Source organism: Cupriavidus campinensis (assembly GCF_905397395.1).
Classification (GTDB): Bacteria; Pseudomonadota; Gammaproteobacteria; order Burkholderiales; family Burkholderiaceae; genus Cupriavidus; species Cupriavidus campinensis.
In genome coordinates, this window is sequence record NZ_CAJPVH010000034.1 from 1 (window position 1) to 20,215 (window position 20,215).

Annotated in this window: 19 protein-coding genes and 1 tRNA gene; 14 read left to right on the forward strand and 6 right to left on the reverse strand. The window is 66.1% G+C overall.

Annotated features, from left to right (window positions below; genetic code table 11):
* The first annotated feature begins 95 nt into the window (after window positions 1-95).
* The 5 genes from KHO18_RS18050 to aspT all read left to right on the forward strand — a co-directional run bounded on the left by KHO18_RS18050 (window position 96) and on the right by aspT (window position 6,077).
* A complete protein-coding gene (locus tag KHO18_RS18050; protein WP_244844896.1) occupies window positions 96-1,529 on the forward strand; it encodes an efflux transporter outer membrane subunit in 1,434 nt (477 codons plus the stop codon).
* 4 nt (window positions 1,530-1,533) lie between these two features.
* Window positions 1,534-2,115 carry a DUF1344 domain-containing protein gene (locus tag KHO18_RS18055; RefSeq protein WP_144197880.1) on the forward strand — a complete coding sequence of 194 codons (582 nt, stop codon included), beginning with the start codon at window positions 1,534-1,536 and terminating at the stop codon, window positions 2,113-2,115.
* A 29-nt stretch (window positions 2,116-2,144) separates the two neighbouring features.
* Window positions 2,145-2,537: a hypothetical protein gene (locus KHO18_RS18060; protein WP_211943653.1), complete on the forward strand. Its 393-nt coding sequence runs from the start codon at window positions 2,145-2,147 to the stop codon at window positions 2,535-2,537.
* 155 nt (window positions 2,538-2,692) lie between these two features.
* Complete coding sequence (locus KHO18_RS18065; protein ID WP_144197882.1) at window positions 2,693-4,348, forward strand: bifunctional aspartate transaminase/aspartate 4-decarboxylase; 1,656 nt, start codon at window positions 2,693-2,695, stop codon at window positions 4,346-4,348.
* 40 nt (window positions 4,349-4,388) lie between these two features.
* Window positions 4,389-6,077, forward strand: a complete 1,689-nt coding sequence (aspT, locus tag KHO18_RS18070; RefSeq protein WP_211943654.1) for an aspartate-alanine antiporter — start codon at window positions 4,389-4,391, stop codon at window positions 6,075-6,077.
* Between the two features lie 19 nt (window positions 6,078-6,096).
* On the opposite strand, the gene KHO18_RS18075 is transcribed toward aspT, so the two are convergent.
* Window positions 6,097-6,957 carry an MBL fold metallo-hydrolase gene (locus tag KHO18_RS18075; protein WP_211943655.1) on the reverse strand — a complete coding sequence of 287 codons (861 nt, stop codon included), beginning with the start codon at window positions 6,955-6,957 and terminating at the stop codon, window positions 6,097-6,099.
* Between the two features lie 85 nt (window positions 6,958-7,042).
* Between KHO18_RS18075 and KHO18_RS18080 the strand changes: the two genes are divergently transcribed.
* From KHO18_RS18080 to KHO18_RS18095, 4 genes are all read left to right on the forward strand, one after another.
* A complete protein-coding gene (locus KHO18_RS18080) occupies window positions 7,043-7,366 on the forward strand; it encodes an ArsR/SmtB family transcription factor (RefSeq protein ID WP_144197885.1) in 324 nt (107 codons plus the stop codon).
* A gap of 7 nt (window positions 7,367-7,373) precedes the next feature.
* Entirely contained in the window at window positions 7,374-7,808 is a 435-nt protein-coding gene (locus KHO18_RS18085; protein WP_211943656.1) for a YeeE/YedE family protein, read from the forward strand.
* 1 nt (window position 7,809) lies between these two features.
* On the forward strand, window positions 7,810-8,241 hold the full coding sequence (locus KHO18_RS18090) for a YeeE/YedE family protein (RefSeq protein ID WP_144197887.1): 432 nt from the start codon (window positions 7,810-7,812) through the stop codon (window positions 8,239-8,241).
* 73 nt (window positions 8,242-8,314) lie between these two features.
* Entirely contained in the window at window positions 8,315-10,015 is a 1,701-nt protein-coding gene (locus KHO18_RS18095) for a chloride channel protein (RefSeq protein WP_186296834.1), read from the forward strand.
* A gap of 255 nt (window positions 10,016-10,270) precedes the next feature.
* Here KHO18_RS18095 and KHO18_RS18100 read toward each other — a convergent pair.
* Window positions 10,271-10,355: transfer RNA gene (locus tag KHO18_RS18100), tRNA-Leu, on the reverse strand.
* 165 nt (window positions 10,356-10,520) lie between these two features.
* Between KHO18_RS18100 and KHO18_RS18105 the strand changes: the two genes are divergently transcribed.
* Window positions 10,521-11,438: an alpha/beta hydrolase gene (locus KHO18_RS18105; RefSeq protein WP_211943657.1), complete on the forward strand. Its 918-nt coding sequence runs from the start codon at window positions 10,521-10,523 to the stop codon at window positions 11,436-11,438.
* Between the two features lie 11 nt (window positions 11,439-11,449).
* On the opposite strand, the gene KHO18_RS18110 is transcribed toward KHO18_RS18105, so the two are convergent.
* The 4 genes from KHO18_RS18110 to KHO18_RS18125 form a co-directional block, all read right to left on the reverse strand.
* Window positions 11,450-12,334 (reverse strand): NAD(P)-dependent oxidoreductase, encoded by an 885-nt coding sequence (locus KHO18_RS18110; RefSeq protein WP_211943658.1) that lies wholly within the window; start codon window positions 12,332-12,334, stop codon window positions 11,450-11,452.
* 115 nt (window positions 12,335-12,449) lie between these two features.
* Entirely contained in the window at window positions 12,450-13,883 is a 1,434-nt protein-coding gene (locus KHO18_RS18115; RefSeq protein ID WP_211943659.1) for a DUF1996 domain-containing protein, read from the reverse strand.
* Window positions 13,884-13,997: 114 nt separating this feature from the next.
* Window positions 13,998-15,146, reverse strand: a complete 1,149-nt coding sequence (locus KHO18_RS18120) for a methyltransferase (RefSeq protein WP_144197892.1) — start codon at window positions 15,144-15,146, stop codon at window positions 13,998-14,000.
* A 54-nt stretch (window positions 15,147-15,200) separates the two neighbouring features.
* Complete coding sequence (locus KHO18_RS18125; RefSeq protein ID WP_144197893.1) at window positions 15,201-16,142, reverse strand: CysB family HTH-type transcriptional regulator; 942 nt, start codon at window positions 16,140-16,142, stop codon at window positions 15,201-15,203.
* A gap of 171 nt (window positions 16,143-16,313) precedes the next feature.
* Between KHO18_RS18125 and KHO18_RS18130 the strand changes: the two genes are divergently transcribed.
* Genes KHO18_RS18130 through KHO18_RS18145 form a run of 4 tightly spaced genes read left to right on the forward strand, consistent with a single transcriptional unit; the run spans window position 16,314 to window position 20,200 of the window.
* The gene (locus KHO18_RS18130; protein ID WP_144197894.1) at window positions 16,314-17,087 is read left to right on the forward strand and encodes a sulfite exporter TauE/SafE family protein; all 774 of its coding nucleotides are present in this window, start codon (window positions 16,314-16,316) and stop codon (window positions 17,085-17,087) included.
* 31 nt (window positions 17,088-17,118) lie between these two features.
* Window positions 17,119-18,801, forward strand: coding sequence for a nitrite/sulfite reductase (locus tag KHO18_RS18135; RefSeq protein ID WP_144197895.1), 1,683 nt, complete (start codon window positions 17,119-17,121; stop codon window positions 18,799-18,801).
* Between the two features lie 20 nt (window positions 18,802-18,821).
* On the forward strand, window positions 18,822-19,397 hold the full coding sequence (locus tag KHO18_RS18140; RefSeq protein WP_144197896.1) for a DUF934 domain-containing protein: 576 nt from the start codon (window positions 18,822-18,824) through the stop codon (window positions 19,395-19,397).
* A complete protein-coding gene (locus tag KHO18_RS18145; RefSeq protein ID WP_144197897.1) occupies window positions 19,394-20,200 on the forward strand; it encodes a phosphoadenylyl-sulfate reductase in 807 nt (268 codons plus the stop codon). Before KHO18_RS18140 ends, KHO18_RS18145 begins: the two co-directional genes overlap by 4 nt.
* Window positions 20,201-20,215: the final 15 nt, after the last annotated feature.

Genomic DNA, 20,215 nt, shown 5'->3' on the forward strand with positions numbered 1-20,215 from the left:
GCCGCACCGGTGCGCCGGGGAGACCCGCCATGAGCAGCGGCCTGCGCTGGCGGGCGCTGGCCGGCGTCTCGGTGGGCCCCCTGGTGGGTGCCCTGATGGCCGGCGGCTGCGCGGTGGGGCCGGACTACGAGCGGCCCGCCGTGGACGTGCCCGAGACCTACCGCTTCGCGGAGCCCCCGCCGGCTACGGTTACGGTTACGCCCGCCACGCCCGCGCCGCCAGCCATCGACCCGCAATGGTGGGGCCAGTTCGGCGACCCGGTGCTCGACGCGATGATCGCCCAGGCGCTGGAACGCAACCGCGACATCCTGATCGCCGCGGCCCGGGTGGACGAATACTACGGGCGCGTGATGTCCACGCGCGGCCTGATGTTCCCGCAGGTGGGCGTGGAGGCTGCCGCGAGCCGGCAGCGCCTGAGCAACAGCGGCGGCACGCTGTCGCCGGTGGGCAATCCGTTCAACCAGGTGCAGGCCGATGTGTTCGCCTCGTGGGAGATCGACCTGTTCGGCCGGCTGCGGCGCCTGACCGAGTCGGCGCGCGCGCAGTGGGCGGCGTCCGACGAGGCGCGCCGCGCCGTGGAGATCAGCGTGGTGGCGGCCGTGGCCTCTGGCTACGTCACGCTGCGCGACCTGGACAACCGCCGGCTGGTGGCCGGCGACACGCTGGACAGCCGGGCCGGGGCGCTGGAGCTGTTCCGGCAGCGCTTCGAGGGCGGGGTGGTGTCCGAGGTGGAGGTGGCGCAGGCGCAGTCCGAGTACGCATCGGCGCAGACCTCGGTGGCGCTCTACGACCAGCTGGTGTCGCAGCAGGAGAACCTGCTGTCCGTGCTGATTGGGGAGAACCCGCGCGCCATGCCGCGCGGCCTGCCGATTGGCGAGTTGCGCCCGCCGACGATTCCGTCCGGCCTGCCGTCCGACCTGCTGGAGCAGCGCCCGGACCTGTTGCAGGCCGAACAGCAACTGGTGGCCGCCAACGCCGAGATCGGCGCGGCACGGGCGGAGTACTTCCCGACCATCACGCTGACCGGGCTGTTCGGCGCAGCCAGCACGGCGCTCTCCGGGCTCTGGGTGGGCGCGGCGCAGACGTGGTCGTATGGCGCATCGGTGGCGATGCCGATTTTCAGCGCGGGGCGCATTGCCGGCGATGTCCGCCAGGCCGAGGCGCGCCAGCGGCAGGCGCTGCAAGGCTACCAGCAGGCCATCCAGATCGCGTTCCGTGAGGTGGCGGACGCGCTGGTGGGCGTGCAGCGCACGCGGGACCAGCTCGCGGCCAAGACCGCGCAGGTCGATGCGCTGGCGCGCTATGCCGCGCTCGCGCGCGACCGCTACGAGGGCGGCTATACCAGCTACCTGGAGGTGCTCGACTCGGAGCGCGCGCTGTTCTCGGCCCAGATCGACCAGTCGAGCCTGCGTGGCACCGAGTTCGGACAGATCGTGCAGCTTTACAAGGCGCTCGGCGCCGGCTGGCCGCTGCGTGCGGCCGGCAACCCGCAAGCCGGGCGCCGGGATCAGGTATCCACAACGGAGTGATGACATGAAAAAGCGAGTATTGGTGATGGTGGCGATGTTGGTCATGGCAGGCGCGGCCCAGGCCCAGCCGGATACCAAGGTGGATGTCACGCGGGGGCAGGGGACGGCCACGATGACGGGCACCGCCAAGGTGAATGCGACGATCACGAAGATCGACGCGCCCACGCGCACGGTGACGCTGAAGACCCAGACGGGCAAGGTCGTGGACCTGGCCGTGGGCCCCGAGGCGCGTAATTTCGACCAGCTCAAGGTGGGCGACAAGGTAGCGGTGGAATACCGCGAGGCGCTGACACTGAAGCTGGAGAAGGGCAGCGGGCCGCTGTCGATGGAAACCAAGCCCATCGAGGAGCGTTCGGCGGCGGGTGCCAAGCCGGGCGGCGTGATTGGCCAGGAGGTGACCGTGGTGGCCGATGTGGTGGCGGTCAGCCCGTCCAAGCACACCGTGACGGTGAAGGGGCCCAAGGGCAATGTCATGGACCTGATGGTGGAGGACCCCGCCCAACTGGCCGATGTGAAGAAGGGCGACCGCATCAAGGCCGTCTACACGCAGGCCGTGGCTGTGAACGTGCAGGCGGCGACGAAGTAGCCTTATCGCATCCATCGCCCCCCATCGCCATGTCGCGCCGCCTTGCTGTCAACCTCCGCGCCTGCGTCTGCCTCGCCATGTGTGCCGTGGCCTGGCCGGCCCAGGCGTATTTCGATCATTTCCTGAACAACACCATCGTCGGCCGCCTGAGCCGCCCGCAGACGGAGACGCTGGCCGCCATCTACCGCACGGCGCTGTCCGAGAAGGACGATGGCAGCACCACGCCGTTCCAGCTGGAAGCGGACAAGGATGCGAAGGCCGCCGAGGGCAGTATGACGCTGGTCAAGACCACCCAAAAGGGTGACCAGCGGTGCCGGCAGGTGAAGTCAGAGTTCCGGCAGGCGGGCAAGACCGAGAAGTGGACGGGCTGGTACTGCCGCAAGGGCGATGGCGACTGGCGGCGCACGCAGATGAAGGAGTAGCCGGGCCGCCCCTCACTTGGGTGATGCGCGCACCGCATGGTGGACCATGGTCCAATACCGACCCGCGCCCCGGTTGAATATCTTGTTCAAGAGGCAGCGTCCGCGTCTGGCGCGGACGCTTTGACCATCGTCACCCCCTTGCGAGGCATTGCACCATGAGCCGACACGATACGTCGAAGCTGGCGAGCCTTTCGCCCTTCGAACTCAAGGATGAACTGATCAAGCTGGCCGGGAGCGTGTCCAACCGGCTGATGCTCAACGCGGGGCGGGGCAACCCCAATTTCCTGGCCACCGTGCCGCGCCATGGCTTTCTGCAGCTAGGGCACTTTGCCATGATCGAGTCGGAGCGCGCGTTCTCGTACCTGCCGGTGGGCGTGGGCGGGTTTCCGCGCCGGGCCGGCATCGAGGAGCGCTTCGACCAGTTCACGCGCCAGCACCAGGGCGTGCCCGGCGTGAGCTTCCTGACCGGCGCGGTCTCGTATGTGCGCGACCAGCTCGGGCTGGACGGTGGCGACTTCCTCTATGAGATGTGCGAGGGCTTCATGGCCTGCAACTACCCGGTGCCGGACCGGATGCTGCGGCTCAGCGAAAAGATCGTCAAGCAGTACATCCGCCGCGAGATGATCGGCACGCATCCATTCGATGGGGACTTCGACCTCTATGCCGTGGAAGGCGGCACGGCGGCCATGACCTACCTGTTCAACTCGATGCGCGTGAACGGGCTGCTGAAAGCGGGCGACACCATCGCGCTGGGCATGCCGATCTTCACGCCGTATATCGAGATTCCCGAACTGAAGGAGTACAGCCTCCACGAGGTGAATATCAACGCCGACCCGGCGGCCGGCTGGCAATACCCGGACAAGGAACTCGACAAGCTGCGCGACCCCAAGGTCAAGGCGTTCTTCCTGGTGAATCCGAGCAACCCGCCCTCGGTGCGGGTGAGCGACGCCAGCCTGGAGTATCTGGCGGGCATCGTCAAGGAACGCCCCGACCTGATCATCCTGACCGACGACGTGTACGGCACCTTCGCCGACAACTTCGTCTCGCTGTTTGCCATGTGCCCGCACAACACCATCCTGGTGTACTCGTACTCGAAGTACTTCGGCGCCACGGGCTGGCGGCTGGGGGTCATCGCCACGCATAAATCGAACCTGTTCGATGCGCAGATCGCCGCGCTGCCCGATGCCGAAAAGAAGGCGCTGAACGAGCGCTATTCGTCCATCACCACCGAGCCGGCCAAGCTGCCGTTCATCGACCGCATCGTGGCGGACAGCCGCACCGTGGCGCTGAACCACACGGCAGGGCTTTCCACGCCGCAGCAGGTGCAGATGGTGCTGTTCTCGCTGTTCTCGCTCATGGATACGGCGGACACCTACAAGGACACCGTGAAGCGGCTGATCCGCAGCCGCAAGGCCGCGCTGTACCGCGGCATGGGGGCCAAGGCGGATCCGGTGGACGAGAACGTGGTGGATTACTACACGCTGCTCGATGTGGAGCGCGAGAGCCGCGAGGTGGGGCCAGAGTTCGTGAAATGGCTGCTGGCCTCGATCCAGCCGCACGAGCTGCTGTTCCGGCTGGCCGAGGAGGCCGGCGTGGTGCTGCTGCCAGGGGGGGGATTCGGTACCCAGCATCCGTCCGGGCGGGTCTCGCTTGCCAATCTCAACGAAGAGGACTACGTGAAGATTGGCCGCTCGGTGCGCAAGCTGCGCGACGAGTACCTGGAGAGATATCTCGCGCAGGGCGGCAAGACCAGCAAAGCGGATAAGGCAGGCAAGGCCGGCAAGGCGGGCAACGGCAAGTCAGGCAAGTAGCCGCCCGTCCTCCACAAGAACAATCTGAAGGAGGTGCCCCATGAACTGGTTCGTGACGACCCTGAAGGCCTATCCCGAGATCTCGATTTTCCTGGCGCTGGGTATCGGGTACTGGGTGGGGGGGAAGAGCTACAAGGGCTTCAGTCTCGGGGCGGTGACGTCGACGCTGCTGGTCGCGATCGTGATCGGCATCCTCGGCGTCAAGATCTCGCCGAACGTGAAGTCGGTCTTCTTCCTGATGTTCCTGTTCGCGGTGGGGTATGGCGTGGGGCCGCAGTTCGTGCGGGGCATCGCCAAGGACGGCGTGCCGCAGGCGATCTTTGCCGTGGTGCTGGCGGTGCTGTCGCTGGCGGCGTCGGTGGCGGCGGCGATGATCGCCGGCTACGACCTCGGCTCGGCCGCGGGGCTGTTCGCCGGCTCGCAGACCATTTCGGCGTCGATGGGGCTGGCGACGGACGCCATCAACCGGCTCGGCCGCTCGCCAGAGGAAACCAAGGTGCTGCTGGACGGCATGCCGATTGCCTACGCGGTGACGTATATCTTCGGCACGGTCGGCTCGGCCATCATCCTCGCGCAGATTGGGCCGAAGCTGCTGGGCATCGACCTGGTGGCCGCCTGCAAGGAGTATGAGCACCTGCTGGGCGCCAGCGAGGGCGAAGACGCCGGCATGCAGTGGCACAACTTCGAGCTGCGCGCCTACAAGCTGGCAGCTGACGCGCCATACATCGGCAGGACCGTGGGCGATGTGGAGTCCCACACGCAGGCGGGCTTCCGTGCGTTCATCGAGCGCATCCGGCGCGACGGCAAGATCATCGAGACAGACCCCTCCACGGTCCTGCAGGCGGGCGATGTGGTGGCGATTGGCGGCAAGCGCAACCAGCTGATCGAGTTCCTCGGCCCGCGCGGCGCGGAGGTGGAGGACCGCGAGCTGCTGGACACGCCCACCGAGGGCGTGGACATCTACATCACCAACAAGGCCGTGGATGACCGGACGCTGGAGGACCTGGCGCGCGACCCCGGCGCGCGCGGGGTGTTCTTGAGGAAGATCAAGCGCGGTCCGACCGAGACCGTGATTCCGGTGCTGCCGAAGACCAAGCTGTATCGCGGCGATGTGGTCACGCTGGTGGGCCGCACGCGCGACATCAACGCCACGGCCAAGACACTCGGCTATGTGGACCGGCCCACCACGGTGACCGACGTGGCCTTCATGTCGCTGGCGATCACCGCGGGTGCCCTGATCGGGGCCATCGTGCTGAACGTGTCCGGCATTCCGCTGACGCTGTCCACGGCCGGCGGCGCGCTGATCGCGGGCATCATCTTCGGCTGGTATCGCGCCATCCACCCGACCTTCGGCCGCATTCCGGAGCCGACGGTCTGGTTCATGAACTCGGTGGGCCTGAACGTGTTCATCGCGGTGGTGGGCATCTCCGCCGGCCCCGGCTTCGTCGCCGGCCTCCAGAAGCTGGGCATCAGCCTGTTCCTGTGGGGCATCTTCGCCACGGCGGTGCCGCTGTTCATCGGCATGTTCATCGCCAAGTACGTGTTCCACTTCCACCCGGCGCTGCTGCTGGGCGTCTGCGCCGGCGCGCGCACCACCACGGCGGCGCTCGGCATGATCTGCGAATCGGCCAAGAGCCAGGTGCCGGGGCTCGGCTATACGGTGACCTACGCGGTCGGCAACACGCTGCTGACGATCTGGGGGATGGTGGTGATCATGATTCTGGCGTGAGGGGTGGCGTGGCGGCCGCTCAGACCGTGTTGAGCGGAATCTTCAGGTACCGAATGCCGTTCGCTTCGGCGGGCGGCAGCTCCCCCGCGCGGATATTGACTTGCACCGCCGGCAGTATCAGTGTCGGCATGGCCAGCGTCGCATCGCGCGCCTGGCGCATGGCAACGAACTGTTCCTCGCTCACGCCATCGTGCACGTGGATGTTGCCTTCACGTTGGGCTCGGACAGTTGTTTCCCACGCGGGCCCACGGGATTCGGGTGGATAGTCGTGGCACATGAAGAGGCGGGTATCCGCGGGCAGGTTCAGCAGCGTGCTGATGGAACGGTATAGCGCATGGGCATTCCCACCGGGAAAGTCGCAACGGGCCGTGCCAACGTCAGGCATGAACAGCGTGTCGCCGACGAAGACTGCATCCCCAATCTGGTATGCCATGTCAGCGGGTGTATGGCCGGGCACATGGAGCGCCTTGCCCTTCAGGCCGCCAATGACGAATTCCTCGTTCTCATCGAACAGGTGGTCGAACTGTGAACCGTCGAGCTGAAACTCGGGCTCCAGGTTGAACAGCTTCTTGAAGACGCCCTGCACACTGCGGATGTGTTGGCCAATGGCAATCTTGCCACCCACCTGACTCCGGAGATACGGCGCGGCTGACAAGTGGTCAGCGTGCGCATGCGTTTCCATAATCCACTCGACCTGCAGCGCATGCTCCCGCACGAAGGCGACGACCTTGTCGGCACTTGCCGTCGAGGTCCGCCCCGCTTTGGGGTCATAGTCCAGGACAGAGTCGATGATGGCGCACTCGGGGCGCCCCGCCTGATAGACCACGTAGGTCACGGTCCAGGTCGCGGGGTCGAAGAATGGCTGAATGGTGGGTTGCATGCGGGCCTCCTTGGGTGCAACACATTCTATTCACAAACATTATATTATTCAATATAATGTAAGTATCGAAATTGAAGGCTCATCCATGAGCGAGACCCATCCCGCTATCGACCTGGGCGCCATGCAGGCTGCTGCAGTGCAGGCCTGCGCGCTGCTCAAGCTGCTTGCAAACCAAGACCGGCTGCTGCTGATGTGCCAGCTCTCTCAGGGCGAGCGATGCGTAAGTGACCTGGAAACACAATTGGGCATACGGCAGCCTACGCTCTCCCAGCAGTTGGGCGTGCTGCGCGAGAACGGTCTGGTGACAACGCGCCGCGAAGGGAAGAGCATCTTCTATTCCATTGCCAGCCAGGAGGCGCTTGCCGTGATGGCTGTGCTGTATGAGCAATTTTGCGCCAACACAAAGTAGAGGCGATATGTTGATTGACCTAGCTAACTTCACCCCCGGTTTGTCGCTGGCCGGAGGGCTCATCATTGGCGCAGCCGCTGCCGTGCTCGTCCTGTTCAACGGCCGGATTGCAGGCATCAGCGGCATCCTTGGAGGCCTGCTCAGCTTGCCGCGCCATGACATGACTTGGCGCGTGGCCTTCCTCGTCGGGTTGGTCAGCGCCCCTGTCCTGGGCAGCCTGCTCGGTCACCCGGCAACGCCCGATATTCAGGCGAGCTGGGGCGAGATTCTGGTCGCCGGCTTCCTGGTCGGCCTCGGTACCCGCTACGCCAGCGGCTGCACAAGCGGTCACGGCGTCTGCGGCATCTCGCGCGGGTCCGTCCGCTCGCTGGTCGCGACCACGGCATTCATGACTGCGGGATTCCTGACCGTCCTCGTACAACGGCACATGATCGGAGGTTGACATGATGGCATTCGCTGCATTGTTGGCCGGCCTGCTTTTCGGCGTCGGCTTGATGGTTTCCGGCATGGCCAACCCGGCAAAAGTGCTGGGCTTTCTTGATCTGGCGGGACGCTGGGATCCATCGCTGGCCTTTGTCATGCTTGGGGCGATAGGCATTGGCTCGCTCGCATTCTTCATTGCCAGACGTCGCAAACGCTCGTTACTGGGACTGCCCATCCAACTCCCGGCCAGCACCGAGGTAACGCCGAGGCTCGTTCTGGGCAGCATCGCGTTCGGCATTGGCTGGGGCCTGGCCGGCTTCTGCCCGGGCCCGGCGCTGGTTGCCATGGGTGCGGGTTATCCGAAGGCCGTGGGCTTCGTTGCCGCCATGGTGGCGGGCATGGTCGTCTTCGAGCTGATTGAGCGGATGAAATCGGGCATGCAACGCGCTTAAGCCGCGCCGCGCAGGCTTGGCGGACAGTAGACCGGATTGACGCAACAGGACACGGCGAATGCTAAGAAAAAACATGCCTGCCTTTCAACCCCAGTTGGCGTGGCTTTACCTGCAAGGCCTGGCGTTTGCCATCGTGTTTGGCGCCGTTGGGGCATGCGCTGCCCACGCGTTCCGCTGGGCGCTGGAGCGGGCCAGTGCGAGTCTATTCAGGAGCGAGGACGATGTCTCGGTCGTGCTTGCGCATTTGGGCTGGCATTGGAAACTCGCCGTTCCGATTGCCGGCGGGGTGCTCGCGGGCGTCATCCTGCTCGCAGCGTTGCGCTACGAGAAGCGTAGCGGTACCAGCGGTGATTACCTGGAAGTCATCGACGGGCGCATGTCATCCATTCCGACGGCACCTTCGCTATTGCGCTGCCTGTCGTCCTTTTTCTCCATCCTGTCTGGCGGCTCAGTGGGCAAGGAAGGGGCGATGGTGCAGCTATCGGCCACCATCGGGTCCATCTGTTCGCGCTGGATCGGCGGCCTGCACGGCGATCGCTTCCAGTTGGCCATTGCGACTGCTGCGACGGGCGGGCTGGCGGCGGTCTATCACACGCCGCTCGCCGCGGCGATCTTTATTGCCGAGATTGCCTTCGGCGGCATTGAATTTCGACGCCTGGCGCTACTCTTCGCCGCGGCGGTCGCGGCAACCTGGCTGACCATGCTGCTGGGGCAATTCAGCCAGCCATACCTCTTGCCGGTGCATGAGTTCAAGCTCGATACCGCTGCGCTGCTTGTCGTCATGTTCGTAGGGGTTTCCTGCGGCCTGACTGGCTCCCTGCTGCTCACGGCGATTCGATTCGCGAAGATTGGCTTCGCCAAAGTGCCGGGTGGCCTTGTGATGCGGATGGCATTGGGCGGGCTGCTCGTCGGCGGTCTTATCGTGATCGCCCCGGAAGTCGCGGGGAATGGCTTCGCGCCGATTTCCCAACTGTTGCGCGATGAACCCGTGTCGGCCGCATTGTTCGCGTTGCTGGTGCTGAAGATACTGGCGACCGCGGCAACTGTCGGATCAGGCGCCGTCGGCGGGTTGTTCACACCATCGCTGCTGATTGGCGCGCTGACAGGAATGGGGTGCGTATCGTTGGTCAACGATGTGCTGCCCATTGCGCAGAACCCCATTCTGTTCGGCGTGGTGGGTATGGCGGCCGCACTCGCGGCGACCACCCAGGCCCCGCTTATGTCGACGCTCATGGTCTTTGAGATGACGCGCGAACCGCTGCTGATTTTTCCGATCATGCTCGCTACCGTCGTTGGCTACGGCACAACCAGCATCCTTGGGCAGACAGGAACCTATGCCGTAGTAGGGCGACACCGCGAGCGGTTTGCCAGTCGCAGTCGCTTGATGGAGATCTCGGTCGACAAGGTCATGCGGCCACTGGCGCGCTTTGTCCTCGAGAGTGCGTCCGTGGAGGAAGCGAGAAATCAAGGGCTCGCGGAGAAGAATCGGTTCGTATTCGTCCTGGATCAACATCATGCCTTTGTCGGCGCCGTCTGGATGCACGATCTGATGGCCGTCAGAAATACGGGCACGGCGGAGACCTCGATAGCGGCGCTAGTTTCCCGTGACTTCCCGACGGTGTGCGCACATGAGCGGCTTCGGGACGTTTGGGAAACGGTGGTGGCATCCCCTGCGGAGCGGATTCCAGTTCTCGCCGACCCGACGACAAGGCGGGTGGTAGGCGTTTTACACAAGAGCGTCGTGCTCGAGCACGCACGAGAGTTGCTGGGCTGAAGCGCATCCGCGTCTTTCCAGGGCGCCACGTTCCAACGCATGCGCCAGGGCAGGATGCCCTGGCATGAAGTCACGGCTGGTTTGCCGGCAGCGACGATTTTGCGGCGGTTACGCAACCCTGCGGGTGTGGTTGCCCGGGACGCATCCCGCTTGGCTGGCGGGGCCGCCTGTTACAGACCGGCCGGGAAACAAAAAACCCCGCAATCCTATGATTGGCGGGGTTTGGCGGACCTTGTGGAAAGGTCGGGGTCTTGCTGGTGCCCGGGGTCGGACTCGAACCGACACGCCTTGCGGCGGGGGATTTTGAGTCCCCTGCGTCTACCTGTTTCACCACCCGGGCATTTGGGCGGCGATACCCGGACGGGCATCGCACGGCGATGAACCGCGGATTATGCCGGAAATCCCCCCGCCGAACAACCGCCCCGGGCTTGCGGTAGCATAGCGCGCAGCGCCGCCCGCTTCAGCCCCCGTCCTCGTCGCGGCGTCTCCATCGGAGCACCGTGACATGTCAGACCAGCCGTCCCTGGCCAGCCTTGCCGAGTTGCCATCCCAAGATCCCGCGTTCTACGCGCACGCCTACAACAACCGCGCCCGCGTGCCGGACAACGCCACGCACATGGCCCGCTGGGCCGCCGATTCGGCGCTGGTGCGTGCCGCCGCGGCGTCTTACCTCGAGAACCTGCCCTATGGCGATCCGGCGTCGCCCCATGCCGACGACGAGCGCCTCGACTACTTCCCCGCCACGGGGGTGCCCGCCGGCACCCGTCCGCCGCTGCTGGTGTTCGTCCACGGCGGCTACTTCCGGGCGCTCGACAAGCGCGACCATAGCTTCGTAGCCGGCGTGCTGCCCCGGCGCGGCGTGTCGGTGGCGATCATCAACTACTCGCTGTGCCCGGCGGTCACCGTGGAAACCATCGTGCGGCAGGTGGTGCAAAGCGTGGCGTGGCTGTACCGGCAGGGCGATGCCCTCGGCCATGACCGCGACCGCATCTTCGCGGCCGGGCACTCGGTGGGCGGCCATCTGGTGGCGATGCTGATGACGGCGCTGTGGCCGCAGGTGGGTGTGGACCTGCCGGTGGGCCTGATCCGGGGCGGGCTGTCGATCAGCGGCCTCTACGATCTCGAACCGCTGCGCCGCGCCGACTTCCTCCAGGTAGACCTGCGTTTGACCGAGTCAGATGTGGTGCGCCTCTCGCCGGCCTTCCTGCCGCCGGCCACGCGCGCGCCGCTGCTGACGGCGGTGGGCGAGATCGAATCGAGCGAATATCACCGCCAGAACGCGCTGATCCGCGCCGCCTGGCCGGACAACGTGCGTGAGGACATCCCGCTGCCGGGCCGCCATCATTTCAACGTGATGGACGACCTGGCGCGCGACGGCAGCCCGATGCTGCGCGCGCTGCTGGCGATGATTGGCGGGGTGTAGGCGGGAGGGTTTTAGGACGCGTCCGAGTTCGGCGCCTGCTCGAGCAGGCGCAGCAGCGACGAGGTGTCGTCGCGTCCCCAGCCGTTCGCCATCATCTGGTCGAGCTGGGCCGAGGTGACGCGCATCGCGGGCAGGTCCAGCCCGATCTGGTCGGCGATGTCCTGCGCCAGCCCGAAATCCTTGGCGTGGAGCCGCGACTCGATGCCGGCGGCGAAGTCGCGCGCGACCATCTTGGGTCCCATCAGGTCGAGCATGCGGCTGCCGGCAAAGCCCGTGGAGAGCGCCTGGAACACCTTGCCGGTGTCCACGTTCTGCGCGGCGGCAAAGCGCATGGCCTCGGCGATACCCTCGATATTGACCACCTGGGCGATCTGGTTGCACAGCTTGGCGACCTGGCCCGCGCCGTGATCCCCGATATGCGTGATCGACTTGCCGAGCAGGTTCAGCAGCGGCCGCACGGCCTCCAGGTGCTCCGCCTTGCCGCCGACCATGATGGTCAGCGTGGCCGCCTGTGCGCCGGTCGTGCCGCCCGACACCGGGCAGTCGAGCGCGTGGATGCCGCGTGCCGCCAGCGCCTGGGCAATCTCGCGCGTGACGATCGGCGAGATCGTGCTGTGATCGACGCAGATGGTGCCGGGCGCGGCGCCCTCGATCACGCCATCCTTGCCGAGCAGCACTGCGCGCACGTCTTCCGACGAGGTGACGTTGGTGAACACCACGGCCGCCCCGCGTGCGGCGTCGGCGGGCGTGAAGCACGGCTCCGCGCCGAGCTGGCGGGCCGCCTCGGCGGCCTCCGGGCGGCGCACGAAGGCCCGTACCGTGTGGCCGCCGGCAATCAGGTGGCCGACCATCGGCGCGCCCATCGCGCCGAGGCCAATAAATGCAAGGGTGGTCATCTGCGGTTCCTTATCCCCATCGTAAAAAAGCCATGTGCCGCCGGCTTGGGCGACACATGGCGAGGATAGCCGAGGACGCCGCCAGGCGCCACGCAGGCACCTGTGCGGGCCGGGCTCAGAACGGCAGCGGCTGGATGGCGCGCAGGATCAGCAGGGGGCTGTTGCGGCCTTCCTTGCTGCTGAAGGCGAACGCATTGCCGGGGCGCACGGCCTTCACGCAGAACGAGATCGTCTTCTGGCCAGCCGAGAGCGCGTTCGCCACCGCCGCGCTGACGTCGATTTGCCGATATTGCTGCACATGGTTGAGGTAAAGCCGTGCCACGAACCGGCCGCCACACGCTGGGGCGTTGGCCATGGTCAGGGTGTCTTCGTTCCACGCCGTGTCGGTCACGAACACCTGCAGGATATCGGCCGCCGTGCCGGTGACGTTGCCGCCATGGAGCATGATCCGGTACTCGGGCCTGAAGCGGGCGGGCAGGGCCTGCGCGCCTTCAGGGATCTGGAACTTCATGTAGAAGCTCAGCGGCGGCGTGGCGCCTTGCGCCGCCTGCGTGGCCAGTTTCACGTCGCGGCCGAACTTCGTGTGGACGTCATCGCCGCCGCTGACCATCGCGTCAGCCTCAGGCGCGTTGTAGTCGTACGGAATCTCCCGCGCGCAGGCGCGCTCCTTGTTCAGGCACTCTTCGGTCAGATAACGCATGGCCTTGGGCTGCCAGCCATTGAAGAAGTCGGCATGCCCGGAATAGAGGGGACCCCAGTTCTCCTGGGACACCTTGCCATGGGCGTTCAGGCTCGGATCCTTCGAGAGCTGCGCATGCGTGAGATCGCGCACCTGGCCCAGCGCATAGGCGAGGTTGATGCTCAGGTGCGGCACGCGCACCGGATAGCCGACCGGGCAGGCGCCGCTGCGGTCGGCATAGGCCATGTTGTTGTAGCCGCCGTGGTGGGAGCGCAGCGTCGGATTCAGGTTGATGCCGTCCCAGCAAGTGGGGAAGCTGATGCCGATGTTGAGTTGCGTGCCCTTCACCGGATCGGGTACGCAGTCGGTCGGAATGGTGTTGGTGTAGCCCCGGCGGCTGCCGGTACACAGGAACGAGATGCGCGGGTTGGGCTGCGTGCCGGCGTGGTTGCCGGCCAGCATCTGCAGGCCGGGGGGCATGGGGCTGACCGGATAGCGGTTGGAACTCGGCACCGCCACGTTCGAGTAGTAGGTCTTCTTGTAGATGGGCGGCACGATCGTGCCGTCCGCCAGCTTCAGCGAGGGGGCCCAGTACGAGCTGGTGTCCGCGGCGTTCTCGCAGGTGGTGCCGGGCTGCGCCAGCAGGTCGGCGCCCGTAGTGTAGGCGTTTGCCGTCGTGTTGCCGAAGAAGTCATGCCGCATTGCCGTGCCTGGGCGCTGCGGGTGGACGATGGGGTCGTCCGCCAGCGTGTGCGAGTACAGGCAGAGCGCATTGGCACGGCCATCGCGCAGGGTGCCCTGCGCCATTGCGGAGAAGCTGGCGGCCAGACCGCCCACCAGCACAAGGGTTTTGAAACAGGAAGCGTTCATCGGTCGTCGTCTTTGCGAAAGGGGCCGCCTGACAGGAACAGGCGCAGTTGATTCTAGCGACGATAAACGCAATAAATTATCTCAATATCCCTCGTATTGTTGCGGTTTTGAGATTCAACGATTCTGCGATGCTGCGAGTCGCCACAGCGACGTCACTTCGGCCTTGCGAGCCTGGTGCAGCGGGTCATCCGGATCACTCGCCTTGGGATGGCGCGGGCGGATATCGGAGCGGCCCAGCACCTTCAGCCCCGCGTCTTCGATCCAGCCCAGCAGTTCCTCGCGCGTGCGCAGGCCCAGGTGCTCGGCGAAATCGGAGAGCAGCAGCCAGCCCTGGCCGGCCGGCTCCAGATGGTCGGCCAGGCCGGCGAGGAAGCCGCGCAGCATGCGGCTTTCCGGGTCGAACACGGCATGCTCGACCGGCGAACTCGGTCGCGCGGGCACCCATGGCGGGTTGCAGACCACCAGCGGGGCGCGGCCAGCCGGGAAGAGGTCGGCCTCGACCACTTCCACCTGATTTGTCAGACCCAGCCGCCCGAGGTTGTCGCGGGCGCATGCCAGCGCGCGCGGGTCCTGGTCCGTGGCCACCACGCGGCGCACGCCGCGCTGGGCCAGCAGCGCCGCCAGCACGCCGGTGCCCGTGCCGATGTCGAAGGCGAGCTTGTCCGAAGGCAGCGCTTCCTTGGCGACGAGGTCGAGGTATTCGCCGCGCACCGGCGAGAAGACGCCGTACCACGGGTGAATCCGTTCGCCCAGGGCCGGGATCTCGACGCCCTTCTTGCGCCACTCGTAGGCGCCGATCAAGCCGAGCAGTTCGCGCATCGACGCCACATAGGGCGCCGTGGCCGGGCCGTAAACCTGCGTGCAGGCCTCGGTCACCTCGGGCGCGCGGCGCAGCGGCACCACGTGGCCGGCGTCGAATGGCAGCAGCAGCATGCCCAGCGTGCGCGCGCGCTGCGACTGCGCCAGCCGGTGCTTGTGGAATGCCTCGGTCATATTGGCCGGCGGCTTGGGCGCGCGCTTGGGCTTGCGGTCCGTGCGGCGGGCCATGGCCTGGAGCAGCTGGCGCGCGTTCTGGAAGTCGCCGCGCCAGAGCAGGGCCACGCCTTCGCTGGCCAGCCGGAACGCCGTGTCGGCGGGCGTCTGGTCATCGGCGATCACCACGCGCTTCGGCGGCGGCAGGCCAGCCTCGGAGCGCCACAGCGCGCTGCGCTCGGCGCCGTCTTCGGTCCAGTGGATGGTCGGGAGGGAGGAGGAGTCAGACATATTTATATAGAGGGAGGCGTGCGCCACATCGGCAGGCAATCTTAAATGTGCCGATTACAGCTCATAGGCCTCGTGATCGCCCGACATCGCCTGTTCCACGAGCTTGCGGTTCAGGGTGGGCGAGAACAATTCGATGAAGGTATAGACGAAGCTGCGCAGATACGCGCCCTGTTTGACGGCCAGGTGGGTCACATTGGTGCCAAACAGATGGCCGACCGGGATGCCGCGCAGGTTGCGGTCGCGCTCGGCGTCGAACGCCACGCCGGCCACGATGCCGATGCCCAGGCCGATCTCGACATAGGTCTTGATCACGTCGGCGTCGATGGCCTCGAGGATGATGTCCGGCTGCAGCTGGCGCAAGGCGAACGCCTTGTCGATCTTGGGGCGGCCCGCGAAGTTCGGATCGTAAGTGATCAATGGATAACTTGCGAGATCCTCGAGCGCGATGTGCTTCTTTTCCAGCAGCGGATGGTCGGGCGGCGTGATGACCGTGTGCGACCACTGGTAGCCCGGCAGGGAGACCAGGCCCTTGTCGCCCGAGATGCCCTCGGTGGCGATGCCGATGTCGGCCTGATCGTGCAGGATCATGTCCGCGATCTGCGCGGGGTTGCCCTGCTGGATCGACAGCCGCACCTTGGGGTAGCGCTTGGTGAACTCGCCAATCACGCGCGGCAGCGCGTAGCGCGCCTGGGTGTGCGTGGTGGCGATGGTGAAGTTGCCCTGGTCCTGCGCCGCGTAGTCCTTGCCCACGCGCTTCAGGCTCTCCACCTCCTGAAGGATCTTCTCCACCGAGGTCAGGATGCGGCGCCCCGGCTCGGTCAGGCTGCGGATGCGCTTGCCGTGCCGCGTAAAGATATCGACGCCCAGCTCTTCCTCCAGCTCGATGATGGCCTTGGAGACGCCAGGTTGTGACGTATAAAGCGCTTTAGCGGCCTCGGTCAGGTTGTAGTTCTGACGGACGGCCTCGCGCACGAAGCGGAACTGGTGCAGGTTCATATAACTCGGTGCGTATAAACAAACAACTTCTTATTAGTTTGAGATATGAGGCCAGTTTATTACGATTTTCGAACTTTGTTAAATAACGGCCTGTCCGTATTGCGTCCGCGCCCAGCCTGACCCCCGGCGAAGCGTGAAAGTGATGGGAAAGGCATTGTCGAGACCCCCCGAATGTCCCTTGCGTACACCGCTTCCGGTCTGATGGTAGGTATCCTGGTCGGCCTGACCGGGGTAGGCGGGGGCTCGCTCATGACCCCGCTGCTGACCCTGCTGTTCGGCTTCTCGCCGGCCACGGCGGTGGGTACCGACCTCGCGTTTGCCTCCATCACCAAGGGCTTCGGCACCATCGCGCACCGCGCCCATGGCCACGTGCAGTGGCAGGTGGTGCGCCGTCTCTGCATCGGCAGCCTGCCTGCCGCGCTGGTCGCCATCCTCGTGCTCAAGAGCGCCGGGGAGCTGGACGCGCGCTGGCTGCATGGCATTCGGCTGATGATCGGCGTGTCGGTGCTGCTGACCGTATTGTCGCTGCTGTTCCGCAAGCAGATGCTGGCCTGGCTCGAACGCAACCCGCGCTTCCAGCTGGAAGGCCGCCGCCAGATGGTGGCCACCGTGGTGGTGGGCGCCGTGATCGGCGTGCTGGTCACGGTGTCGTCGATCGGCGCCGGCGCGGTTGGCGCCACGCTGATCCTGCTGCTGTACCCCCATATGAAGCCGGCCGAGGTGGCCGGCACCGATATCGCCTACGCCGTGCCCCTCACGGCGGTGGCTGGGCTGGGCCACGTGTGGCTCGGCACCGTCGACTGGAATTTGCTGCTGGCACTGCTGGTGGGCTCGATCCCCGGCATCTGGCTGGGCGCGCAACTGTCCCGGGCGCTGCCCGAGCGGCTCGTGCGCGCCGCCCTGGCTACCACGCTCACGCTGGTCGCCATCAAGCTCGTTTCCTAAGCATTCAACGAATACTGAACGGACCCACACCATGTATCAGTACGATCAATACGACCAGCGCATCGTCCAGGAGCGCGTTGCCCAGTTCCGTGACCAGGTGCGCCGCCGCCTTGCCGACGAACTGACCGAAGAGGAATTCCTGCCGCTGCGGCTGCAGAATGGCCTGTACATGCAGCGCCATGCCTACATGCTGCGCGTGGCCATTCCGTACGGCCTGCTGTCGTCGAAGCAGATGCGCATGCTGGCGCACATCGCGCGCGAGTACGACCGCGGCTACGGCCACTTCTCCACGCGCCAGAACATCCAGTACAACTGGATGGACCTCGAGCGCGTGCCGGACGTGCTGGCCGACCTTGCCAGCGTGGAGATGCACGGCATCCAGACTTCGGGCAACTGCGTGCGCAACATCACCACCGACCACTTCGCCGGCGTGACGCCGGACGAGACCGTGGACCCGCGCGTGCTGGCCGAACTGCTGCGCCAGTGGAGCACCTTCCAGCCCGAATTCGCCTTCCTGCCGCGCAAGTTCAAGATTGCGATCTCGGCCTCCGCCAACGACCGCGCCGTGGTGCAGATGCACGACATCGGCATCTACGCCTACCGGAACGCCGCTGGCGAGACGCGCCTGCGCATCCTGGCCGGTGGCGGCCTGGGCCGCACGCCGATCCTGGGCACGATCATCAAGGACGACCTGCCGTGGCAGCACCTGCTGACCTACGTGGAGTCGGCAATTCGCGTGTACAACCGCTACGGCCGCCGCGACAACAAGTACAAGGCACGCATCAAGATCCTCGTGAAGGCCATCGGCGCCGAGAAGTTCGCCGCCGAGGTCGAGGAAGAGTGGCAGCACAGCAAGGACGGCCCGGGCACCATCACGCAGGACGAATTCGACCGTGTGGCGCAGTACTTCGCCCCGCCGGCCTACGAGAAGCTGGCCGACACCGACGCCGGCTATGAGAAGCACCTGCTCGAGGACAAGGCGTTCGCGCGCTGGGTCAGCCGCAGCGTGCACGCCCACAAGGTGCCGGGCTACGCCGCCGTGACGCTCTCCACCAAGCCGGGTCCGGTCTCGCCCCCGGGCGATGCCACGGACAAGCAGATGGAAGCCGTGGCAGACCTGGCCGACCGCTACGGGTTTGGCGAGCTGCGCGTGGCGCACGAGCAGAACCTGGTGCTGCCGGACGTGAAGAAGCACGACCTGTTCGCCCTCTGGCAGGAAGCGAAGCAGGCCGGCCTGGCGACGGCCAATATCGGCCTGCTGACCGACATCATCGCCTGCCCGGGCGGCGATTTCTGCTCGCTGGCGAATGCCAAGTCGATCCCGATCGCGCTGGGTATCCAGGAGCGCTTCGACAACCTCGACTTCGTGCACGACCTGGGCGAGATCTCGCTGAACATCTCCGGCTGCATTAACGCGTGCGGCCACCACCACGTGGGCAACATCGGCGTGCTGGGCGTGGACAAGGACGGTTCCGAGTGGTACCAGGTGACGCTCGGCGGCGCCCAGGGCAACAACACCGCGCTGGGCAAGGTCATCGGCCCGTCGTTCAGCGCCGAGGAAATGCCCGAAGTGGTGAGCCGCATCATCGAGACCTTTGTCGCGCACCGCGTGGAGGACGAGCGCTTCATCGACACGTTCGCCCGTATCGGCATCGCCCCGTTCAAGGAACGTGTGTACGCCGACAAGCAGCGCGAAGAGCGCGCCGAAGCCTGACGACCCCGGAGAGACTGAACATGGCAAAGATCATTCAACTGCAACGCGACGCCGCCGACCTCCGCCCCGTGATCGTCGAGGACAACTGGACCGTGCTGCGCGCCACCGAGACCGAGCCGCTGGACGAGGCCCGCGTGGCCGCCGCCGCGCAGGGCACGGGCGCCGTGCTGTTCCCGCTGTCGGTGTGGAAGGCGCACGAAGCGCTGCTGGCCGGCCGCGACAAGGCCATCACCGGCGTGTGGCTGGCGCCCGAAGACGAGCCGGGCGATGCCGAGGCGTTTTTCGGCCGCGTGTCGCTGGTGGCCGTGGATTTCCCGGTGTTCCGCGATGGCCGCGGTTTCTCGTCGGCCTACCTGCTGCGCACCCGCTACCACTGGGACGGCCAGCTCCGCGCCATCGGCGATGTGCTGCGCGACCAGCTCAACTTCATGAAGCGCTGCGGTTTCGACGCCTTCGCGGTGCGCGCCGACAAGAACATCGACGACGCCATCAAGGGCTTTACCGAGTTCACGGTGGCCTACCAGGCCTCGGTGGACGAGCCGCTGCCGCTGTTCCGCCGCAACCGCGCGGAAGTGACCGCCCGGGGCGCTGCATGAGCACGGTGATCTCCGACATCCCAGTGGTGGAGATGGGTGCGCCGGTGTCCGGCCTGCGCCCGCCCGCGCTGTGGACCCAGCCGGTCTACACGGGCACCGTGGAGGCGCTGGAAGCCAAGGAACGCGCGCTGGCCGAGCGGCTGGCCGGTATCGCGGGCCGCTTCTTCCGCGCCCGCTTCGCCACCAGCCTGGCTGCCGAGGACATGGTCCTGACCGATGCCATCCTGCGCGGCGGCGACGCCGTGCGCGCCGGCATCCGCGTGTTCACGCTGAACACCGGCCGCCTGCACGCCGAGACGCTGGCCGTGCTGGACCAGGTGCATGCGCACTACGGCTACGCCATCGAGCAGTTCACGCCGGATCAGGACGCGGTGGAGAACTACCTGAAGAACCACGGCCTGAACGCGTTCTACGACAGCGTGGACCTGCGCAAGAGCTGCTGCGGCATCCGCAAGGTGGAGCCGCTGAACCGCGCGCTGTCCCACGCCGATGCGTGGATGACCGGCCAACGCCGCGAGCAGGCCGTCACGCGCGCCGAGCTGCCCTTCGAGGAGCTGGACGAAGCGCGCGGCATCCCGAAATTCAATCCGCTGGCCGACTGGACCGAGGCCGAGGTCTGGGCCTACCTGGTGCGCCACAACGTGCCGGTGAACGCGCTGCATGCCAAGGGCTACCCCAGCATCGGCTGCGAGCCGTGTACACGCGCCGTGAAGGCTGGCGAAGACGTCCGCGCCGGACGTTGGTGGTGGGAGAGCAAGGACTCGAAAGAGTGCGGGCTCCACGAGCAGAACATCAAGCATTGAAGTATTGAATCGAGG